Source organism: Marivita sp. NO-S04 (genome assembly GCF_059070475.1).
The window spans coordinates 263,609-284,613 of the sequence record NZ_CM180980.1; the positions used below are offsets into that span (position 1 = coordinate 263,609).

General features: G+C 60.4%; 13 protein-coding genes, 4 pseudogenes and 1 other annotated feature. Of the genes and pseudogenes, 5 read left to right on the plus strand and 12 right to left on the minus strand.

Annotated features, from left to right (window positions below; genetic code table 11):
• Nucleotide 1: 1 nt before the first annotated feature.
• From glgC to ACK3EW_RS01430, 3 pseudogenes are all read right to left on the minus strand, one after another.
• Nucleotides 2–1,261: pseudogene (gene glgC / locus ACK3EW_RS01420) on the minus strand (glucose-1-phosphate adenylyltransferase).
• Between the two features lie 32 nt (nucleotides 1,262–1,293).
• Nucleotides 1,294–3,501 (minus strand): annotated as a pseudogene (gene glgB, locus ACK3EW_RS01425) (1,4-alpha-glucan branching protein GlgB).
• Nucleotides 3,498–4,523 (minus strand): annotated as a pseudogene (locus tag ACK3EW_RS01430) (glycogen/starch/alpha-glucan phosphorylase); the annotation flags it as partial. The pseudogenes ACK3EW_RS01430 and glgB, both read right to left, overlap by 4 nt.
• 50 nt (nucleotides 4,524–4,573) lie before the next feature.
• Between ACK3EW_RS01430 and ACK3EW_RS01435 the strand changes: the two are divergent.
• Nucleotides 4,574–5,808, plus strand: a protein-coding gene (locus tag ACK3EW_RS01435) for an IS3 family transposase (protein WP_493807110.1) whose coding sequence is annotated in 2 segments (ribosomal slippage) — nucleotides 4,574–4,874 and nucleotides 4,874–5,808 — 1,236 coding nt in all. Because the reading frame shifts where the segments join, the coding sequence is not laid out codon by codon here.
• Nucleotides 4,861–4,977 (plus strand) — a sequence feature (AL1L pseudoknot). It overlaps the preceding gene by 117 nt.
• A gap of 41 nt (nucleotides 5,809–5,849) precedes the next feature.
• Here ACK3EW_RS01435 and glgP read toward each other — a convergent pair.
• The 4 genes and pseudogenes from glgP to ACK3EW_RS01455 all read right to left on the minus strand — a co-directional run.
• Nucleotides 5,850–7,205, minus strand: a pseudogene (glgP, locus tag ACK3EW_RS01440) (glycogen/starch/alpha-glucan family phosphorylase); the annotation flags it as partial.
• A 224-nt stretch (nucleotides 7,206–7,429) separates the two neighbouring features.
• Nucleotides 7,430–8,140: a GNAT family N-acetyltransferase gene (locus ACK3EW_RS01445; RefSeq protein ID WP_493808169.1), complete on the minus strand. Its 711-nt coding sequence runs from the start codon at nucleotides 8,138–8,140 to the stop codon at nucleotides 7,430–7,432.
• The gene (locus ACK3EW_RS01450) at nucleotides 8,137–9,525 is read right to left on the minus strand and encodes an aminotransferase family protein (RefSeq protein WP_439120167.1); all 1,389 of its coding nucleotides are present in this window, start codon (nucleotides 9,523–9,525) and stop codon (nucleotides 8,137–8,139) included. Before ACK3EW_RS01450 ends, ACK3EW_RS01445 begins: the two co-directional genes overlap by 4 nt.
• Nucleotides 9,526–9,688: 163 nt before the next feature.
• Complete coding sequence (locus tag ACK3EW_RS01455) at nucleotides 9,689–10,549, minus strand: zinc-ribbon domain-containing protein (RefSeq protein ID WP_493808170.1); 861 nt, start codon at nucleotides 10,547–10,549, stop codon at nucleotides 9,689–9,691.
• 185 nt (nucleotides 10,550–10,734) lie between these two features.
• Here ACK3EW_RS01455 and ACK3EW_RS01460 point away from each other — a divergent pair, with 185 nt between their 5' ends.
• From ACK3EW_RS01460 to ACK3EW_RS01475, 4 genes are read left to right on the plus strand one after another with little or no spacing between them, the layout of a single operon-like run.
• A complete protein-coding gene (locus ACK3EW_RS01460; RefSeq protein WP_439120169.1) occupies nucleotides 10,735–11,412 on the plus strand; it encodes a cell division ATP-binding protein FtsE in 678 nt (225 codons plus the stop codon).
• Between the two features lie 26 nt (nucleotides 11,413–11,438).
• Nucleotides 11,439–12,314 carry a cell division protein FtsX gene (locus ACK3EW_RS01465; RefSeq protein WP_493809785.1) on the plus strand — a complete coding sequence of 292 codons (876 nt, stop codon included), beginning with the start codon at nucleotides 11,439–11,441 and terminating at the stop codon, nucleotides 12,312–12,314.
• Nucleotides 12,314–13,048, plus strand: coding sequence for a lysophospholipid acyltransferase family protein (locus tag ACK3EW_RS01470; RefSeq protein WP_493808171.1), 735 nt, complete (start codon nucleotides 12,314–12,316; stop codon nucleotides 13,046–13,048). Before ACK3EW_RS01465 ends, ACK3EW_RS01470 begins: the two co-directional genes overlap by 1 nt.
• The gene (locus ACK3EW_RS01475; RefSeq protein WP_439120171.1) at nucleotides 13,035–13,640 is read left to right on the plus strand and encodes an MSMEG_1061 family FMN-dependent PPOX-type flavoprotein; all 606 of its coding nucleotides are present in this window, start codon (nucleotides 13,035–13,037) and stop codon (nucleotides 13,638–13,640) included. Before ACK3EW_RS01470 ends, ACK3EW_RS01475 begins: the two co-directional genes overlap by 14 nt.
• Here ACK3EW_RS01475 and ACK3EW_RS01480 read toward each other — a convergent pair whose 3' ends face one another.
• The 5 genes from ACK3EW_RS01480 to ACK3EW_RS01500 all read right to left on the minus strand — a co-directional run bounded on the left by ACK3EW_RS01480 (nucleotide 13,641) and on the right by ACK3EW_RS01500 (nucleotide 20,864).
• Nucleotides 13,641–13,895: a VOC family protein gene (locus ACK3EW_RS01480; protein ID WP_493808172.1), complete on the minus strand. Its 255-nt coding sequence runs from the start codon at nucleotides 13,893–13,895 to the stop codon at nucleotides 13,641–13,643.
• 523 nt (nucleotides 13,896–14,418) lie between these two features.
• Entirely contained in the window at nucleotides 14,419–15,807 is a 1,389-nt protein-coding gene (gene lpdA, locus ACK3EW_RS01485) for a dihydrolipoyl dehydrogenase (RefSeq protein ID WP_493808173.1), read from the minus strand.
• 91 nt (nucleotides 15,808–15,898) lie between these two features.
• A complete protein-coding gene (locus ACK3EW_RS01490; protein ID WP_493808174.1) occupies nucleotides 15,899–16,288 on the minus strand; it encodes an MAPEG family protein in 390 nt (129 codons plus the stop codon).
• A 64-nt stretch (nucleotides 16,289–16,352) separates the two neighbouring features.
• Nucleotides 16,353–17,894, minus strand: coding sequence for a 2-oxoglutarate dehydrogenase complex dihydrolipoyllysine-residue succinyltransferase (odhB, locus tag ACK3EW_RS01495; protein ID WP_493808175.1), 1,542 nt, complete (start codon nucleotides 17,892–17,894; stop codon nucleotides 16,353–16,355).
• A gap of 3 nt (nucleotides 17,895–17,897) precedes the next feature.
• Nucleotides 17,898–20,864 (minus strand): 2-oxoglutarate dehydrogenase E1 component, encoded by a 2,967-nt coding sequence (locus tag ACK3EW_RS01500; RefSeq protein WP_439120175.1) that lies wholly within the window; start codon nucleotides 20,862–20,864, stop codon nucleotides 17,898–17,900.
• Nucleotides 20,865–21,005 lie beyond the last annotated feature (141 nt).

The window sequence follows — 21,005 nt, forward strand, 5'->3', positions numbered from 1 at the left end:
GTTACTTACCCAGCTTGTCGATCATCTCTTGCGTGATAAGGCAGATGCCGCTCTCGGTGCGTCGGAACCGCATGGCATCTTCCTTGGGATCTTCACCCACGATCAGCCCCGGCGGGATTTTCACACCCCGATCGAGGATCACGTTCTTCAGTTAGGCGCGGCGTCCCACCTCGGCATAGGGCAGGGCGACCACCCCTTCGAGCTGCGAGAACGAATGCGTCTTCACGCCGGTGAACAGCAGACACCGATAAAGCGACGACCCCGAAATGATACACCCACCCGACACCATCGACGACACCGCTTGTCCGCGACGGCCTTCTTCGTTGTGGATGAACTTGGCCGGTGGCGTCAGTTCCGAATAGGTCCAGATCGGCCAGTCGGTCGCGTAGATATCCAGCGCTGGTTCGAAATCCGTGAGGTCGATATTGGCCTGCCAATAGGCGTCGATCGTTCCAACGTCGCGCCAGTAAGGTTCGGTCTCAAGCCCCGACATGACGCAGGAGCGGCTGAACGGATGCGCCCGCGCGCCGCCTGCGGCAACGATACCCGGAATGATGTCCTTGCCGAAATCGTTTTCCGAGTCCGGGTTCAGAGCATCCTTTTCAAGGATCTCGTAAAGATACTCGGCCTCGAACACGTAAATCCCCATGCTGGCCAGCGACTTGGTCTCGTCACCGGGCATTGCGGGAGGATCTGCAGGCTTTTCCACGAAATCGAGGATCTTGTCGCTGTCGTCCACCGCCATCACGCCAAAGCCCTTGGCCTCTTCGCGTGGCACCGCGATGCAGCCCACCGTGACCTTGGCACCAGAGCGGACATGCTCTTCGATCATCAGCGAATAGTCCTGTTTGTAGATGTGGTCACGGGCAAGGATCAGCACGTATTTCGGACCATACCCGCGAATGACCGAGATGTTCTGGGTCACCGCATCTGCGGTGCCCTTGTACCAGTTGTCCTCGTTGATCTGCTGCGAGGCTGGCAGGATATCCAGCGACTCGTTGCGTTCGGCCCGGAAAAAGCTCCAGCCGCGCTGCATGTGCCGGATCAGGCTGTGTGCCTTGTACTGCGTCGCGACACCGATCCGCCGGATGCCGGAATTCACCGCGTTGGACAGGGCAAAGTCGATGATGCGAGTCTTGCCGCCGAAATAGACGGCGGGTTTGGCGCGGATGTCGGTCATTTCCTTCAGGCGGCTCCCCCGTCCGCCAGCCAGAATGAACGCCATAGATTGCTGCGCCAGGCTGAACCTGTCTTCTCTCATGTCTTTCCTCCCCCTTTTTGTCATCTGCGTCCTCAACTGTCTGACAGTTGAAAGAACACGGTCGCCAGCGGCGGCACGGTGATCTCGATGGAATATGGGCAGCCGTGCATCGACACCTCCTGTGCGTCAGCACCCCCCGGATTGCCCGTGTCCGTTCCGCCATAGATCGCGGCGTCCGAATTCAGCTTCTCGGCCCAATGGCCCGCATGCGGCACGCCGATGCGGTAATTGGTGCGCGGCACGGGGGTAAAGTTCGACACCACGAGAACCGGCGGTGTGCCCTCTTTGCCGTAGCGCACCCACGAAAACACCGAATCCGCCGCGTTGCCGCCGTCGATCCAGCGGAACCCGTCCTCAGACGTGTCTTTCTCGTAAAGCGCGGGCGTCGTGCGGTAGAGCGAGTTCAGATCGCGCACGAGGCTCTGCATGCCCTTATGCGGCGCATGGTCCAACAGATGCCAATCAAGACTGGTTTCGTTGTTCCATTCGCCGCCTTGGGCAAACTCGCAGCCCATGAACAACAGCTTCTTGCCGGGATGGCCCCACATGAACCCGTAATAGGCGCGCAGGTTGGCAAAGCGCTGCCAGTCGTCGCCCGGCATCTTGCCCAGCATCGACCCTTTGCCATGCACCACTTCGTCATGGCTGATCGGCAGGATGAAGTTTTCCGAAAAGGCGTAATGCAGCCCAAACGTCATCTTGTCGTGATGATATTTCCGGTTGATCGGGTCTTCGGCCATGTAGCGCAGGGTGTCGTTCATCCACCCCATGTTCCACTTGAACCCAAAGCCCAGACCGCCTGTACTGGTCGGCGCGCTGACCCCAGGAAAGGCGGTGCTTTCCTCGGCGGCGGTCAGGATGCTGTCATCGGCGGCATAAACCACTTCGTTCATGCGCTGCATGAAGGCGATGGCTTCAAGGTTTTAGCGCCCGCCATGCTGATTGGGCACCCATTCGCCCTCTTTGCGCGAATAATCGCGGTAGAGCATCGACGCCACGGCATCCACGCGCAGCCCGTCGATGTGATATTCCTCGAACCAGAATTTCGCGTTGGCGATCAGGAAGTTCTGCACTTCCGTCCGGCCATAGTTATAGACCAGCGTGTTCCAGTCGGGGTGGAAGCCTTCCTTGGGGTCGGCATGTTCATACAGCGGCGTGCCATCGAACTGGCCCAACCCGTGTTGGTCGGTCGGGAAATGCCCCGGCACCCAGTCGATAATGAGGCCGAGCCCCGCCTGATGGCAGGCATCGACAAAGGCGCGAAACTCCTGCGGTGTGCCGAACCGTGATGTGGGCGCGAACAGGCCCACCGGCTGATAGCCCCACGACCCGCCGAACGGGTATTCGGACACGGGCCTCAGCTCGATATGAGTGAAGCCCATGTCGCGGGCGTACTTCACCAGCATCGACGCGTGTTCAAGATAGGTCAGCGACCGGTTGCCCTCTTCCGGGACGCGCCGCCAGCTTTCCAGATGCACCTCGTAGATCGAAATCGGCTGGTCGATCTTGTACTTTGCCCCGCGCTTGGTCAGCCAGCCCGAATCCGACCACTCATACCCCCGCAAGTCGCGAACGACCGACGCCGTAGCAGGGGGCAGTTCCGCGCCAAACCCCACCGGGTCGGCTTTGAGTGGCAGCAGATTGCCAGCGCCATCAAGGATTTCATATTTGTAGACGGTGCCATCGCCCAATGCGGGCAGGAAAATCTCGTGCACGCCTGTTGCACCCCGGCGGCGCATCACGTGGCGGCGACCATCCCAGCCGTTGAAATCGCCAACGACGGAAACGCGCAAGGCATTGGGTGCCCAAACAGCGAAATGCGTGCCCTCGACGCCTTGATGTGTGCAGACATGCGCACCGACCGCATCCCAAAGCTGGTTATGTGTGCCCTCGCCCAGAAGGTACTCGTCCATCTCGCCCAGCTTGGGGCCAAAGGCATAGGCGTCTTGTTCCTCCCAAACATCACTGCCGCGCGTCATGCGCAGATGGTAGTCAAACCGCTTTTTCCGGCGCGGAATCACGCCTGCGAACAGACCATCGGCCACCCGCTCCAACGTCACCAGCGCCCGACCGGTCTTGGCGTCGATCACCTCTACGCTGTCGGCCTCCGGCCGCATCGCCCGCATCACCAGCGCGCCATCCACCTCGTGCAAGCCCAAAACGGCGAATGGATCGCCATGCCGCCCCTGAGCGATGTCGTTTGCGGTCTTTGCGTCGATCAGAGGCGCTGCCTGTGTCATGCCGATTTCTCAAGCTTGGCTTGGGTCACGCTCTTGGCCCCCCAGATATCGCGGGCATAGCCCTTGATCGTACGGTCGGACGAGAACCAGCCCATGCTGGCGGTGTTCACCAGAGCCATCGCTGCCCAGTTCGCCGGGTTGCGATAGGCGGTGTCGGCGCGGCGCTGCGTGTCAAAATAGCTGTCGAAATCGCAGGTCACGAGGAAATAATCATGGTCATAAAGCATCCCCACAAGCCCATGATAGCGGCTTGGGTCATGTGGTGCAAAACGCCCCTCGGCGATCTGGCCCAGCACCCGCTGCAGACGCGGGCTGGCCTCGATGGCGGCCCGGGAATAGCCGTGATGCGTGCGGCGCTCCATCACTTCTTGTGCGGTCAGACCGAAGAGGAAGAAGTTTTCCGACCCGACATGGTCGCGGATTTCGACATTCGCACCGTCGAGCGTGCCGATGGTCAGCGCACCGTTCAGGGCGAATTTCATGTTTCCTGTGCCCGACGCCTCTTTGCCAGCGGTCGAGATCTGTTCCGACAGGTCAGCCGCCGGGATCAGCCGTTCGGCCATCGTCACGTTGTAGTTCGGCGGATACACGATCTTGAGCCGGTCGCCGGTGATCGGATCGGCATTGATCACCTGTGCCACGTCATTGATCAGGCGGATGATGTCCTTGGCCACGAAATATCCCGGCGCTGCCTTGCCGCCAAAAATCTTTACTCGCGGTGTCCAGTCTGCGTTCGGGTTGTCGCGCATGTCATTCCACAACGCGACAGTCTCCAAAAGGTTCATCAATTGACGTTTGTATTCGTGGATGCGCTTGATCTGCACGTCGAACATCGCGTCGGGGTCAAGCGTCACGCCCATCGTCTGACCGATCCAGTTGGACAGGTTGACCTTGTTCTCGCGCTTGGACGCGGTGAAGGCTTCGATAAACGCCGCATCATCCCGCTTGGATTTGAGCGCGGTCAGCTGTTCCAGATCAGCCACCCAGTCTTCTCCGATGGTGTCAGTGATCAGATGGCGTAGTGAACCGCCCCGGGTTTACCGGAGAGTAAAACACTCAAAGGATGAGCCCTATGACAAAGCAGAGATTCACCCCCGCCTATCCGGCCGAGCTTCGCGAACGCGGTGTTCGGATGTTTCGAGAGAACCGTACCGATTATTCCAGCGATACGGCCGCCTATAAGGCCATCGCGCCGAAGCTTGGCTGTTCGCCGGACAGTCTGCGGGTCTGGTGTCAGCAGGCCGAACGCGATGCCGGGCAGCGGGCCGGTCTGACAAGTGCCGAGAAGGATCGGATCAAGGAACTTGAGCGTGAGGTCCGTGAACTGCGCCAGGCCAACGAGATCCTGAAGAAGGCCAGCGCATATTTCGCAGCGGCGGAGCTCGACCGCCCATTCCGCAAATGATCGCGTTCATTGATGATCACCGTTGTGTCCATGGTGTCGGGCCGATCTGCCGGGTTCTGGGGATCGCACCATCGACTTATTACGCCTTCAAGGCCGTGGAGCGTGATCCGGATCTGGCATCGGACCGGGCCAGGCAGGATCAGCTGGACATGGCTGCGATCAAGCAGGCCTTCGAGGGCAGCCGGGGCCGATATGGCGCGCGCAAGGTCTGGCACCAGCTACGCCGCAGTGGCCATGATATCGCCCGCTGCACGGTGGAGAGGTTGATGCAGGTCATGGGATTACAAGGCGTTGTGCAGGGCAAGAAGGTGATCACCACCAACCCCGATACGGCACAACCTTGCCCGCACGATAAGGTAAACCGAGCCTTCGTGGCGGACATGCCAAACCAGCTTTGGGTCAGCGACTTCACCTATGTTTCCAGCTGGCAAGGAATGGTCTACGTGGCTTTCATCATCGACGTCTTCGCTCGCAAGATCGTTGGCTGGCGGGTCTCGACCTCGATGACGACTGGTTTCGTCTTGGATGCCCTGAACCAGGCCATCTGCCAGAGGGCGCCGTCTGAGGCTGACAAATTGATCCATCACAGTGATCGTGGCAGCCAATACCTGTCGATCCGATACACCGAGCGGCTCGCAGAGGCCGGCATCGATACCTCGGTCGGAAGCGTCGGCGATTCCTATGATAATGCCCTCGCCGAAAGCATCATCGGCCTGTTCAAGACCGAGGTCATCAAGTTCCTCGGCCCCTGGAAGTCGGTCGGTCAGGTCGAATGGGAAACTCTGAAATGGGTCGACTGGTATAACAACACCCGCCTTCACAGCGCCGTCGGTTACATCACGCCACAAGAAGCAGAGGAGGCATTCTACGCAAGCTTGAACGCTGACGAAAAAGCAGCCTAACTATTGAACCAGAAACTCTCCGGTAAACCCGGGGCGGTTCATAGCGATGGGTTGCAGCCATAAAGCCAGCGGCGCGGCGTGATGCCGTTGGTCTGGTTGATGATCCGGGTCGGGTGGATGCGGTGCAGATCGGCAAAGACCGTTTCTTTGACCAGTTCGGTGTGCAGCGCCGAAACACCGTTGACCTTGTGCGCCATGATGAACGCCAACTCGCCCATGCGAACGTCACCGTGCTCTAGGATACGTGGGCTGTCGGGGAACTCGGTCTGATGCGCGTGTTCGATGGCGCGGATGATCTCAAGATGACGCGGCAGAATGCGACCCATCAGATGTTCGCTCCATCGTTCCAATGCTTCGGGCAAAAGCGTGTGATTGGTGTAGGCCAGACATTTGCGCGCAAGCGGGATCGCCTCATCCATCGGGATCTCATGCTCGTCCACCAGAATGCGCACCAGTTCCGGACCAGCAATGGCCGGGTGCGTGTCGTTCAATTGGATCGCCACGTAATCCGGCAGCGCGCGGATATCGTCGTGGTCTTTCAAATAGCGGCGCAGCAGGTCCATGAGAGAGGCGGCGGTAAAGAAATACTCTTGCTTGAGGCGCAGTTCCTTGCCGCTTTCGGTGGTGTCGTCGGGATACAGCACCCGGCTGATCGTGCGTGCAAGTGCCTCGGACCAGCCAGCGGCAAGGTAATCACCGCGGTTAAAGCTTTCGAGGTCGAACTCCTTGGCGGGTTCTGCCGACCACAGCCGCAGCGTGTTGCCCCATTCGCCCTTCCAGCCGACGACTGGCGTGTCATGTGCTGTTGCCATCACCACTTCGCCGGGGTGCCAATGTGCCTTGCCTTCATGGTGTTCGACATGTCCGCCAAAGCCGATCCGATACCGCGCTTCGGGGCGTTCGAATTCCCACGCATGGCGCTGGGTGAGCCAAGTCTCAGGCTTCTCGACCTGTTGTCCTTGGGCAAAGCTTTGCTCGAACAATCCGTGTTCATACCGGATTCCATAACCGAAGGCTGGAATGCCCAGCGTGGCCAGTGAATCCATGAAACACGCGGCCAAACGCCCAAGCCCACCATTGCCAAGTGCTGCGTCCGGTTCGTCATGCACGATGGTGTTGTAGTCCTGACCCAATTCGGCAATCGCCGCTTTGACTGTGTCTTCCATCTGCAGGTTCGAGATCATGTCTTCGATCAGACGCCCGATCAGGAATTCCATCGACAGGTAATAGACTCGCTTTGGCGATGCCTCGTAAGTTTCCTTGGTCGACCGGAACCATGTCTCGACCATCTGGTCCCGCAAAACGAGCGACACTGCGATCCGCCAATCATAGGTCGATGCGTTTTCGGCATCCTTGCCCAGCGAATATTTCAGACGGTTCAGAATATCGGTTTTCATGCTCATCCAGATGGGTTCCACGGAGGGTTCAAGATTTACGATAGCGCTAACATGAGTCCCTCATACCCGAAAACGCACCAAATACCATTGCGCATTTTGCAGGGGTGGTCGCCGTATTCGTCATGGTGAGGGCCATGTGACACCAGTTTGGCTTTATGGGATAGACCCATTGCGGCGCAGATCAAGGCGCAGCTTTGTGGCTCGGCCTGCGCGTCACTCCGCTGTCACACTGTGGACAAGCTGTGTTTCTGGAGACCGGCCGCGTCGAAATTCTCTGGCGAAAGCCAGCGTTCGAAGCGTTGCTTCAGGCTGGACCATTCGCTGTCGATGATCGAAAACCACGCCGTATCCCGGTTCCGACCCTTGTAATGCGTTGCCTGCCGGAACGTACCTTCATAGGTGAACCCAAGTCGTTCTGCCGCCTTGCGCGATGGCGTGTTCAACGCGTCGCATTTCCATTCGTAGCGGCGATAGCCCAGCTCATCAAAAGCGCGCTGCATCATCAGGAACTGGAACTCAGTCGCGGCACGGGTGCGTTGCAGCGCGGGGGACAGATTGATGTATCCCACCTCGATGCTGGCGCTGGCTGGGGCGATGCGCAGGTAGCTCGCGTGACCCACAGCACGACCATCGACAAGGATCGCATGCATCAGCGGGTCATCCCAAGATACCGCCTCTTCGACCCATGCGCGAAACGTGACAGGGTCGTGGTAGGGGCCGTTGGGCAGATAGGTCCAGATGCGGTCTTCAGTGTCTGCGCGAAAGGCGTTGTAAAGATCATCTGCGTGATCCGCGCAAAGCGGCACCACAGAACAATTGCGCCCCACCATATCGGTGCGCGGCGGCACCGGGCGGGGCGATGTGTCGGCAAGAGGAAAACCGACGGGTTGGCCCAGCGCGTTCAGGCGCTGGGCCGTGATCAGAGGGTCACTCACCCAAATTCGCGGCCCAAGGCCTCGTCAACCGATGCGATGATCTGGTCGATGTCATCCTTGGTGGCGATCAGCGCAGGGCTGAAGCAGAGCGTATTGTTATAGCCTGGCAGGGAGCGGTTGGTGGCACCAATGATGATGCCTTGCTGCATGCAGTCAGCGACCACTTTCTGAACCCGCTTTTCCGCCATCGGCTTACGGGACTCGCGATCCTCGACCAGTTCTGCACCGAGGAACAGACCCTTGCCGCGCACATCGCCAATCACGCTGTGCTTGTCGGCCAGCGCATGAAGCTGGTCCAGCATGTAGTGGCCCATCGCCGTCGTGTTTCCGAGCAGGTCTTCGTCTTCGATGATCCGCATGTTCTCGAGCGCCGCTGCCGGACCAGCCGTACAGCCGCCAAAGGTGGAAATGTCGCGGAAGTAGTTCATCGGATCGTCAGCATTGTCCTTGAACATCGAGAACACGTCCTCGGTGGTCACAAGGCAGGCAATCGCGGCATAGCCCGAGGCCACACCCTTGGCCATCGTCACCATGTCGGGCTGCACGCCGTAGTGCTGATAGCCGAACCATGTGCCGGTGCGGCCCACGCCACAGACCACTTCGTCGATATGCAGCAGGATGTCGTATTTGCGGCAAATCTCCTGCACGCGGTCCCAATAGCCCTGCGGTGGGGTGATGACGCCGCCACCAGCGGTCACCGGCTCAAGGCAGAGTGCGCCCACGGTGTCCGGGCCTTCGCGCAGGATCACCTGTTCGATCTGGTCGGCGGCCCATTCGCCGTAATTCTCGGTCGGAGCGCCCTGATCGCCCGCGCGGTACTCAAGGCAATGCGGCACGCGCACGAAGCCGGGCGTGAACGGCCCGTACTGCGCGTTGCGCTCGTCCTGACCGCCTGCCGACAAGGCGCTTATGGTGGTGCCGTGGTAATCGCGGTCGCGGTAAAGGATCTTGTGCTTGGTGCCGCCATAGCGCTTGTGCGCGATCTGGCGGACCATCTTGAACGCTTTCTCATTCGCCTCGGACCCCGAGTTTGTGTAATACACCCGCGTCATGCCCGGCATCTTCGAGATCAGCTTTTCCGAGAAAAGCGCACCGGGGATCGACCCGGCAGAGCCTGCGAAATAGTTGAGCTTCAAGAGCTGGTCGTACACTGCCTTGGCAATGCTTTCGCGGCCGTAGCCGACGTTCACCGTCCAGACGCCACCGGACACGGCATCAAGATGCTCTTTGCCCTTCTGGTCCCAGACCCGCATGCCCTTGCCTTCTACGATGATCCGGGGATCGTTCGTCTCGAAGGGTTTGTGCTGGATCAGGTGGTGCCACACATGGGCGCGATCGGCTTCGACCACGTGGCTCAGGTCGTTCTTGGTCAGTGTACCGTCCATGGTCGTCACCTCCGTTTGAGAATCACAATGGGCCGGATGCGACAGTCGCTCTGGCGCTTTCATCTTGATCAGAACAGGTGTCCGGCGTTAGGGCCAGACCTATTGGACAGATAAGTCCAAATATCGAGGCGTGCCGACCCGTCCTGCCAAAGCTTTCAGCGGTTCAAGACCCGTCTGTTGCTGTTGCATCCGCAGGTGCACCGCTGATCAAACCCATAAGCATGGCAACCTGTTGATCCAGCCATGCCCGAAGCTGATCGACCATCGTCACATAAGACTCCATAGGAGCCTTCAACTGCGGCACGGTTTCGCCGACCTGCGGTGCATACACGTAAAGAGCTGCAGCAATAGCGAAAAGCAGGATCGCGTAGATGAAACCGCGGCCAAAGCCACCGGTGGGTTCGTCGTCATCTTCCAAATCGGCCTGAACGCTGCGCATTTCCTTGCGTTCGTTCGAAGCGCGTAGGGTCTGATTGATCTCTTCCACGTCCGGCAGCATGTCGCGCCGGGATTTCGGGCGGTCCGCGACAGCCGAGGCAGCGGCAGCCACTGCAGCGGCGTCGGGGTCTTCGCCACGTAGCTTGCGCATCCGTTCCTGCGCTTGGCGGGCACGCTTTGCCGCCTCGTCCTCGGGTTCTTGCAACCCAAGATCAGGCTGCTCTTCAAGGCTCCCGCCTTGGGCCTGACGAGCGCGGGCTTCAAGCTCGGCCTCTTCGCGCAGGATGTCCGCAACCGATGGGTCCAATTCACGGCGCTTGGGTGGCGTCGATGGCGGAGTGCTGCCCGGCGCGGCCTCTTGATTCACGGAAGGACGGTCGTCGACATCCGCATCCACCTCGGGATGCCAAACGGCATCTTTCGGGGCTTTCGCTTCGGCTTCAAGAGCTTCCGGAGTGGCGCTGCGATCAGGGGCTTGGAACCACGTGTTGCCGCAATTGGAACACTGAACGTCCCGGCCATCTTCTGGGATGACATCGTCCGGGACTTCGTACTGCGCCCCACAACTCGGACATTTCAGCCGCATATTGCCTGTTGCCCCTTAACCCAGTTGGCCTGAATTTTGCGGCCAACTCACATGCTCCTTGGTGAAATCGCACAATAGGCTTCGGTTTGCGCATGTAAATGCCTATTGTGGCTGTCCCGGCGCATTGAAACCTGCACGATGCTCAGGCACAACAACGCCGAACCAGTGGCAGGGACCAGACCGCCGTGATCGAGTTGGAAAATGTGGCCTATAGTTATGGCGGCGGAGAATTGTTGACGGATATGACCCTGAACGTGGCGCCGGGGTCGTTTCATTTCCTCACCGGCCCGTCAGGATCGGGAAAAACCACTTTCCTCAAACTGTGCTACGGTGCGCTTCAGGCAACAGCCGGACATGTCCGATTGTTCGACCGGGATGTGCGTGGCCTGAGCCGCGATGACGTGGCGCTCCTGCGTCGCAAGATCGGTGTGGTACATCAGGATTGCCAGTTTCTTGACCATCTGCCCGTGACCGAAAACGTCGCCTTGCCGCTTACAGTGTCCGGGCAGGATCCGGGTGGTGCTGATGCCAATCTCAAAGAGCTTTTGGCATGGGTCGGTTTGACCGGTCGGGCCGATGCGCTGCCGCCCGAACTCTCTGGCGGCGAACGCCAGCGTGCGGCATTGGCCCGTGCGGTGATTATGTCGCCCGAGGTGATCCTTGCGGATGAACCCACCGGCAATATCGACTGGGAGATGTCACAGCGCCTGCTCACGCTGCTGGTCGAACTCAACCGGATGGGCAAAACGATCATGATCGCCACCCATGATCTGGGCCTGATCCGGGCCGCCAAGGCACAGGTGCAGACACGGGTTCTGCGGATCTCGAACCGCAGGCTTCAGATGGCCGGAGCCGACCTGTGAGGCTCGACCTGCGCACAGCGGCGCGGATGCTGCAATTTGATGAACGCGCGGATCGTGTCGTGCCACCGACGGGCTTCACCGCGCGTCTGACCTTGTTCAGCGCCTTTGCGATGTCGTTCCTCGTGGTCTTTGCGCTGGCCTTGTCTTTGGCTGCGGGTCGCGTGGCAGATCGCTGGGGCAATGAACTCGCACAATCCTCGACCCTGCGGATTTCTGCCCCTGCAGGCGAAGTGGCGACCCAGACCGAAGCAGCCCTGCGTGTATTGCGGACCACACCGGGTATCGTCGATGCCCGCGCACTTACACTGGACGAGCAACGCGCGTTGCTGAGCCCTTGGTTTGGTGCTGATCTGCCCATCGACGACCTGCCGCTGCCGCAACTGATCGACATCACCGAGACTGACGGCGGGTATGATGCCGCTGGCCTGCGCCTGCGTCTGGCCGCAGAAGCGCCTGCCGCCGTTCTGGACGACCACGCCCGTTGGCGCCGTCCTTTGATCGACGCGGCAGCCCGGTTGCGCCTGCTGGGGTGGGCGTCGATCCTGCTGATCGCCACCGCCACTGCCGCGATGGTGACGCTGGCCGCCAATGCGGCCCTTGCCGCCAATGCGCAGGTGATCGCTGTGCTGCGATTGGTGGGGGCCAAGGACACCTATATCGCCAGCGCCTTTGTCCGGCGGTTTGCCCTGCGCGCCCTGACTGGGGCCGCCTTTGGTACGCTGACCGGGATTGTTGCACTGATGATCGTGCCATCGGGCAGCGGTAGCGCAGGCGTGCTTACAGATCTGAGCATTCAGGGCATCGGCTGGGTCTGGGTTCTGCTCATCCCACCGCTGTCAGGGCTGGTCGCGTTTGTCGCCACGCGCTATGCGGCAGGACGCGTTTTGGAGGACTTGGCCTGATGGCATACGCAATCCAGTGGGTGCGCTCGCTGCTGTTCGTGATCTCGGTCTATGTTGCCATCGCGGTGGTGGGCCTTGGGCTGTTCCCATGGGCCTTGGTGTCGCGCAAAGGCGCGCGCGCAGGCTGCATGAACGTCTGCCGGTACGTGCGCTGGGCTGCGCCTTGGATGATCGGGTTAAAGACCGAAATCCGGGGTACACCGCCGGACTACGCATGTATCGTTGCCTCCAAACATCAAAGCTTTCTGGACGTGTTTCTTGTCTTCTCGGCAGTGCCCGCGGGCAAGTTCATTATGAAGAGCATCCTGAAATACGCCCCCATCGTCGGTCAATACGGGCTGCGGATCGGCTGCGTCCCTGTGGACCGGGGCAAACGCGCCGCTGCGATCAAACAGATGGTTGACGGTGTGAAAAAGGGTTCGGCCACGCCGGGGCAACTCATCATCTACCCGCAAGGCACCCGTATCGCGCCGGGCGTCAGGGCCCCCTACAAGGTGGGCACGGCGGTGCTTTATGAACAGCTTGGCCAGCCCTGCGTCCCCGTGGCGGCCAATGTCGGGCTATTCTGGCCGAAACGCGGCATATACCGCAAACAGGGCACAGCGGTTGTCGAGTTTCTTGAGCCGATCCAACCGGGTCTGCCACGTGATGAGTTCCTGACACTGCTGGAAACGCGGATCGAGACTGCATCGAACCGCCTGAACCAGGAGGCTGGATTCCATGCGCCGCATTGAAACCATCAACGATCTTGAAGCGCTTTACGGTGCGCCCAATCCGGCATCTCTCAGCAAGGTGGCGGATCACCTGACTCCCAGCTATCGCCGCTGGGTCGAAGCCGCAAAGTTCTGCGTGATCTCGACGGCGGGCGCACGCGGCACCCATGGCACGCCACGCGGTGATATCGATCCGGTGGTTCGGGTTGCCGATCCGCGCACGATCCTGCTGCCGGACTGGCGCGGCAACAATCGGCTGGACGGGCTGCGTGACCTGATCGAAGATCCGCGCATCGCGTTTCTGTTCATGATCCCCGGCACCAAGACCACCGTGCGGGTCAACGGCAAGGCGTGGATCACTGACGACGCCGATCTGCGCGCTTCGTTCGAAAAGAAGAACATTCAGCCTGCCACCGTCATCGTGACAGAAGTGTCCGAGGTCTACACCCAATGCGCCAAAGCGTTGATGCGATCGGGACTATGGGAGGGTGCGCCGCTCCCTGACGGCTTGCCGACCGTGGGAGATATCCTAGCGGACATGACCGACGGTGCTTTGGGTGGTCCGGAGTATGATGCCAACTATGAAGTGAACGCCATCCCGCGCATGTGGTGATCAGCGATGCTGGTCGATCAGCACCGGATTGCCGTCTGGATCGGTAAGCACGATATGCGTGGGGCCGGTGCCTTCGGGGTCGGTTGCCACGTCTAGCGTCAGACCCTTTGATTTCAGATCGGCCTGAATGGCCCGCACATCCATGAAGTCGTCCAAGGGCTGTGCCGACTGATCCCATCCGGGGTTAAAGGTCAGGGTGTTCTTTTCGAACATTCCCTGAAACAAGCCCAAAACGGTGTCTCCGCTCTTGAGCATGAGCTAGCCTGCCGCCGCATCGCCACCCAGCGTTTCGAACCCGATGGCTTCGTAGAAGGTTTTTGAGGCGGTGAGGTCCTTGACCGCGAGGCTGACCGAAAATGCGCCCAGATGCATGCTCTGTCCTTTCCGTTTTCCGACACGTGTGAGTGTAGCACAAAACTGGACCGTACGGGCGGTTTCGGAAACCTTAACGGATGGGATGCAGGGTTCCCCCACGTTGCGCAACGAGCGGAGAGGGTCACTCCCACACCGCGAAAGACATGATGGTTTTCCGTATTGGCGGTGACGCGCCGACCTTGAGAAACCGGTTTCACGTAGGCCCGGAGACGGGCACAGGTCCGGGGAGCGATCCTCGATATTTCGGAAGACCGTCAGCCCAACGGGGCGGCGCCGCTTCTTTTAGAGACAGGAAAGGCTCTTCGAAGAGCCTTGATGACGCGGTTTCGAAACCGCGTTTGCAAGCGCGTTGACACGCGCTTGGGGGACGCCTTTTCGAAAAGGCGTCCCCCAGCACATGCGTTTACATATGGATGGCACCGTCGCCGCAAGCCAGCGCGGCTTCGCGTACCGCTTCGGAATAGGTCGGGTGGGCGTGGCAGGTGAGGGCCAGATCCTCAGCTGACGCGCCGAACTCCATCGCAACACAGATCTCGTGAATGAGATCGCCTGCCATCGGTCCGATGATATGTGCGCCTAGAATGCGGTCGGTGTCCTTGTCTGCGAGGATCTTCACAAAGCCGTCGGCGGCAAAGTTCGCCTTGGCGCGACCATTGCCCATGAAACTGAACTTGCCGACCTTGTAGTTGCGGCCCGCTTCCTTGAGCTGTTCCTCGGTCTGGCCAACATTGGCCACCTCGGGGTGGGTATAGATCACGCCCGGAATGACGCCGTAATTCACATGGCCTGCCTTGCCCGCGATCACCTCGGCGCAGGCCATGCCTTCGTCTTCCGCCTTGTGGGCCAGCATCGGGCCATCAATGCAATCACCGATGGCGTAGATGCCTTTGACGTTGGTCTGCCAGTGGCTGTCGGTTTTGATCTGACCGCGCTGGGACATCTCGATCCCCAGCGCATCGAGGCCCAGCCCGTCTGTATAGGGGCGACGACCCGTTGAGACGAGCACCACATCCGCGTCCATCGTGTGTTCGCTGTCGTCCTTGCGCAGTTTGTAGGTGACTTTGGCTTTGGACTTGGATGCGTCAACGGATTGAACGGCGGCGCCCATGGTGAATTTCAGACCCTGTTTCTGCAGCAGTTTCTGGAAAGTTTTCTGGACCTCGCCATCCATGCCGGGGGTGATGGCATCGAGGAATTCGATCACTTCGACTTCGGTGCCCAGACGGCTGTAGACCGAGCCCAGTTCCAGACCGATCACACCCGCGCCGATCACGATCATCTTTTTCGGGATCTTCGGCAGTTCCAGCGCGCCGGTGGAGGTCACGACGACCTTCTCGTCAATCTCGATGCCGGGCAGGGAGGACGCTTCGGAGCCGGAGGCCACAATGATGTTCTTGGCCTCATGCACGTCGTCGCCGACCTTGACCTTGCCCGCTTCGGGAATGGAGCCCCAGCCCTTGAGCCAGTCGATCTTGTTTTTCTTGAACAGGAACTCGATGCCCTTGGTGTTCTGGCCGATCACGTCGTCCTTGTAAGCGAGCATCTGCTTCCAGTCGACCGAGGGGCTTTTGCCCTTCAGGCCCATCTTGGCGAAGTTGTGTTCCGCTTCGTGCAACTGGTGGCTGGCATGCAGCAGCGCTTTGGAGGGGATGCAGCCGACGTTCAGGCAGGTTCCGCCCAAGGTCTCGCGGCCTTCGACGCAGGCGGTTTTCAGACCGAGCTGCGCGCAGCGGATCGCGGCCACATAGCCGCCCGGGCCTGAGCCGATGACGATGACGTCGTATTGTGCCATTTTGCGGTGTCCTTTGTATTGGGTGGGGAGAGGGGGCGCTGCCCCCGCCGCCGTTCCGGCGACTCCCCCGGAGTTTATGGGCAAGATGAAGCTACATAAGTGCGCTGAGTAGCAGGTAGAGCGTGGCTGTAAAACCAATCGCCCAGATCAGGGAGCGCCACGGCACCCAGCCGAAGACATAGGCGGGCACGTAGAGGACCCGTGCGGCGAGGTATATGGCGCAGGCGATGGCGGTGCTGCCGTTGCCCTGACCGGAATAGGTGATCACCATGACGGCGATGCCGAACAGGATCAGCCCTTCGAAATGGTTGTTCATCGCCCTTTGCAGGCGGCCTGCTTTGCCCGTCAGTTGCACCGGCGTGTCGCGCGGGCTGAGCGCCTTTTTCGTGCCGACCTGCAGTTGCGCCGTGATGGAATAGGCTGCGAATTGCAGCACTTGCAGCAGGGCGGCGAGGGTGAGGGCGGTGAGTTCGGGGGTCATGGGCGCATCCCGTGATGCCTGAGATCACGCACCCTACCGTGTGGCAGGGTGCGTGCACACGTCTTTACAGATCCATCAGCAAACGGCGCGGATCCTCGAGCGCTTCTTTCACGCGGACGAGGAAAGTCACGGCGCCTTTGCCGTCGACGATGCGGTGGTCGTAGCTGAGGGCCAGATACATCATCGGGCGGATCTTGATCTCGCCGTTGATGACCATCGGGCGGTCCTGGATCTTGTGCATGCCGAGGATGCCCGATTGCGGCGGGTTGAGGATCGGCGAGGACATGAGCGAGCCGTAGACACCGCCGTTGGAGATGGTGAAGGTGCCGCCCTGCATTTCCGCCATGCTGAGCTTGCCATCGCGGGCGCGGCGGCCTTTTTCGGCAATCGCCTTTTCGATCTCGGCAAAGCTCATCTGGTCGGCATCGCGGATGACCGGAACCACCAGCCCCTGCGGGGTGCCTGCGGCGACGCCCATGTGGACGAAGTTCTTGTAGACGATGTCGGTGCCGTCGATCTCGGCATTGACTTCGGGCACTTCGCGGAGCGCGTGGCAGCATGCCTTGGTGAAGAAGGACATGAAGCCAAGGCGCACGCCGTGTTTCTTTTCGAAGAGGTCCTTGTATTCGCTGCGCAGGGCCATCGTCTCGGTCATGTCCACCTCGTTATAGGTGGTCAGGATCGCGGCGGTGTTCTGCGCATCCTTGAGGCGGCGAGCGATGGTCTGGCGCAGGCGGGTCATCTTGACCCGTTCTTCGCGGGCGGCATCATCGGCGCTGACGGGTGCGCGTGGCGTCGGAGCGGGTGCAGATGTCTGGGCGGCAGGTGCGCTGGATGCAGCGGCCACGGCCTTGGCCACGTCTTCCTTCATCACGCGGCCATCGCGACCCGAGCCCTGAACCTGCTCGGCGGAAAGACCTGCTTCGGCCATGGCTTTTTTGGCGGAGGGGGCGTTTTCCACATCGCCGCTGGCGCGGCCCTGGCCGGCACTGGGTGTCGTGTACTGTTCGCCACCCGCGGCATCGCTGCCCGGCATGCTTGGTGCGGCTGCAGCGCCTGCGCTGCCACCGATCACACCAAGCTTGCCACCGGCTGCAACGGTTGCGCCTTCCGCGGCCACGATTTCGGACAGGACGCCAGCGGTTGGGGCGGGCACTTCGACCGAGACCTTGTCGGTTTCCAACTCGCAGAGCATTTCGTCCTGCGCGACGGTGTCGCCGACTTTCTTGAACCATGTGGAAACAGTCGCCTCGGACACGGATTCACCCAAGGTTGGGACCATCACGTCAACCGATTTGCCACTGCCGCCAGAGGGCGCGGCTGCCGCTGCCGGAGCTTCGGCTTTGGCGGGGGCGGCAGTTGCTGCGCCACCTTCGGCGATGTTGGCAAGCAGGGCATCGACGCCCACTGTTTCGCCTTCACCCGCCACGATATCGGCCAATGTGCCCGCAGCGGGCGAGGGCACTTCGACCGTCACCTTGTCGGTTTCCAGTTCACACAGCATCTCGTCCACGGCAACGCTGTCACCCGGTTTCTTGAACCATGTGGCGACCGTGGCTTCTGTCACGGATTCACCCAAGGTGGGCACACGCACTTCGGTTGTCATGTCTTAGTTCCCTTCGATCGTCAGCGCATCGTTCACGAGCGCGGCTTGCTGTGCTTTGTGTTGGCTGGCCAGACCCGTTGCCGGGGAGGCCGATGTGGCGCGGCCCACGTAGCGGGGGCGCAGGTGCTTGGCGTTGATGCGGCCCAGAACCCATTCGAGGTTTGGCTCCATGAACGTCCAGCCACCTTGGTTCTTGGGTTCTTCCTGGCACCAGATCATTTCGGCTTGCGGGAAGCGTTCCAGTTCCTTGACCGCCGAGATGGCCGGGAACGGGTAGAACTGCTCGAACCGGAGGATGTAGACGTCGTCGATGCCACGTGCGTCGCGCTCTTCGAGAAGGTCGTAATAGACCTTGCCCGAACACATCACAACGCGCTTGATCTTGTCGTCACTGACCAAAGTGGTGTCCGAGTTTCCATATTGCGCATCGTCCCACAGCACCCGGTGGAAGCTGGAGCCAGTGGTGAATTCCTCGGTCTTGGAGACCGCTAGCTTGTGACGCAGAAGCGATTTCGGTGTCATCAGGATGAGCGGCTTGCGGAAAGAGCGGTGCAGCTGACGGCGCAGGATGTGGAAGTAGTTGGCCGGGGTGGTGCAGTTGGCCACGATCCAGTTGTCCTGACCGCTCATCTGCAGGAAGCGTTCAAGGCGCGCGGAGGAGTGTTCTGGGCCCTGACCTTCGAACCCGTGCGGCAGCAGGCAAACAAGGCCCGACATGCGCAGCCACTTGCTTTCGCCCGAGCTGACGAATTGGTCGAACATGATCTGCGCGCCGTTGGCGAAGTCGCCAAACTGGGCTTCCCACAAGGTCAGTGCGTTCGGTTCTGCCAGCGAGTAACCGTATTCGAAACCAAGCACCGCGTATTCCGACAGGGCGGAGTCGATCACTTCGTAACGCGACTGGCCTTCGCGGATGTGGTTGAGCGGATAGTACCGTTCTTCCGTGTCCTGATTGACGATGCCCGAATGACGCTGGCTGAACGTGCCGCGCGTGCTGTCCTGACCGGCAAGACGGACGGGGTAGCCTTCGGTAAGCAACGAGCCAAAGGCCAGAGCCTCTGCCGTGGCCCAGTCAAAGCCCACGCCGGTTTCGAACATCTCTTTTCGGGTTTCGAGCAGACGCGCCACGGTTTTATGCACCGGAAAACCATCAGGCAGGCGGCTGAGGGATTCACCCACCTGAGACATGGTTTCAGGGCTGATCGCGGTCTGGCCGCGTTGGTAGTCGTCTTTGTCCTGACGGTCGAGATGGCTCCAGCGCCCGTCTAGCCAGTCGGCCTTGTTGGGCTTGTAGGTTTTGCCCGCTTCGAACTCTTCGTTCAGATGCGCCTGGAACGCAGCCTTCATATCCTCGATTTCGCCTTCGGGGATGAGGCCGTCCTTGACCAGACGTTCGGTGTAGAGCGACAGCGTTGTCTTCTGCTGTTTGATCTTCTTGTACATCAAGGGGTTGGTGAACATCGGTTCATCCCCCTCGTTGTGGCCAAAGCGACGGTAGCAGAAAATGTCGATGACAACGTCCTTGCCGAATTTCTGGCGGAACTCGGTCGCCACTTTGGCGGCGTGGACCACGGCTTCGGGATCGTCGCCGTTGACGTGGAAAATCGGCGCTTCGACCACCAGTGCGTTGTCAGTTGGGTAGGGTGACGAGCGCGAGAAGTGCGGCGCGGTGGTGAAGCCGATCTGGTTGTTCACAACGATATGAACCGTGCCGCCGCTGCGGTGGCCGCGCAGGCCCGACAGGGCGAAACATTCGGCCACAACGCCCTGACCTGCAAAGGCCGCATCGCCGTGCAACAGGATTGGCATGACCTTGCGGCGCTCGGTATCGCCGATCTGGTCTTGCTTGGCGCGGACCTTGCCCAGAACCACCGGGTTCACCGCTTCGAGGTGCGACGGGTTGGCGGTCAGCGACAGGTGGACGGTGTTGTTGTCAAACTCGCGGTCGGAGGAGGCACCGAGGTGGTATTTCACGTCGCCCGAGCCATCGACATCTTCCGGTTTGAAGCTGCCGCCCTGAAATTCGTTGAAGATCGCGCGGTAGGGTTTCTGCATCACGTTGGCCAGAACCGACAGGCGGCCCCGGTGTGGCATGCCGATGACGATTTCCTGAACGCCAAGGTTGCCGCCGCGCTTGATGATCTGCTCCATCGCGGGGATCAGGCTTTCGCCGCCATCAAGACCAAAGCGCTTGGTGCCCATGTATTTGACGTGGAGGAATTTCTCGAAACCTTCGGCTTCGACCATCTTGTTCAGGATCGCTTTGCGGCCTTCGCGGGTAAAGGCGACTTCCTTGCCGTAGCCTTCGATCCGTTCCTTGAGCCACGCGGACTGTTCGGGATCGGAGATGTGCATGTATTGCAGCGCGAAGGTGCCGCAATAGGTGCGGCGCACGATGTCGAGGATCTCTCGCATTGACGCGATCTGGAGGCCCAGCACGTTGTCGATAAAGATCGGACGGTCCATGTCGGCCTCGGTGAAGCCATAGGATTTCGGATCGAGTTCTGGATGTGCCGTCTGCTCGCGCATGCCCAATGGGTCAAGATCGGCGGCAAGGTGCCCCCGGATGCGGTAGGCGCGGATGATCATCAGGGCGCGGATGGAGTCGAGCACCGCGCGTTGGATCGCGTCGTCGGTGACCTGAACGCCCTTCTCCTCGGCCTTGGCCTTGATCTTGTCTCCGGCGCCTTTGATCTCTGCCGGTGCGACGGGCCATTGGCCATCCAACGCGGCGGTCAGGTCGTCGTTCGGCATCGGCGGCCAATCCGTGCGCGCCCAGCTTGGGCCGGTCGCCTCTTTCTTGACGCTGATATCGTCGTCGCCCAATTGCCGGAAGAACGCCTGCCATGCCTCATCGACCGCGTTGGGGTCGTTTGCGTAGCGCGCGTACATCTGTTCCAGATACGCGGCGTTGTGCCCCTGCATAAAGCTGGAAGCGTGGAAGAGATCGTTAGGGCTCTGATCCGTCATGTGTCGTGGTCCTCCCGAACCGGTCTGATCAAGCAGCAGGAAAGAGGATCGTCCGATCCGCTATCGCGCGGCTTTCTGGTTGTGCGCAAGCCGGGCACATGCCCGGCTCACTGTTTTTCACGCAGTCCGGTCCAAGGCCCG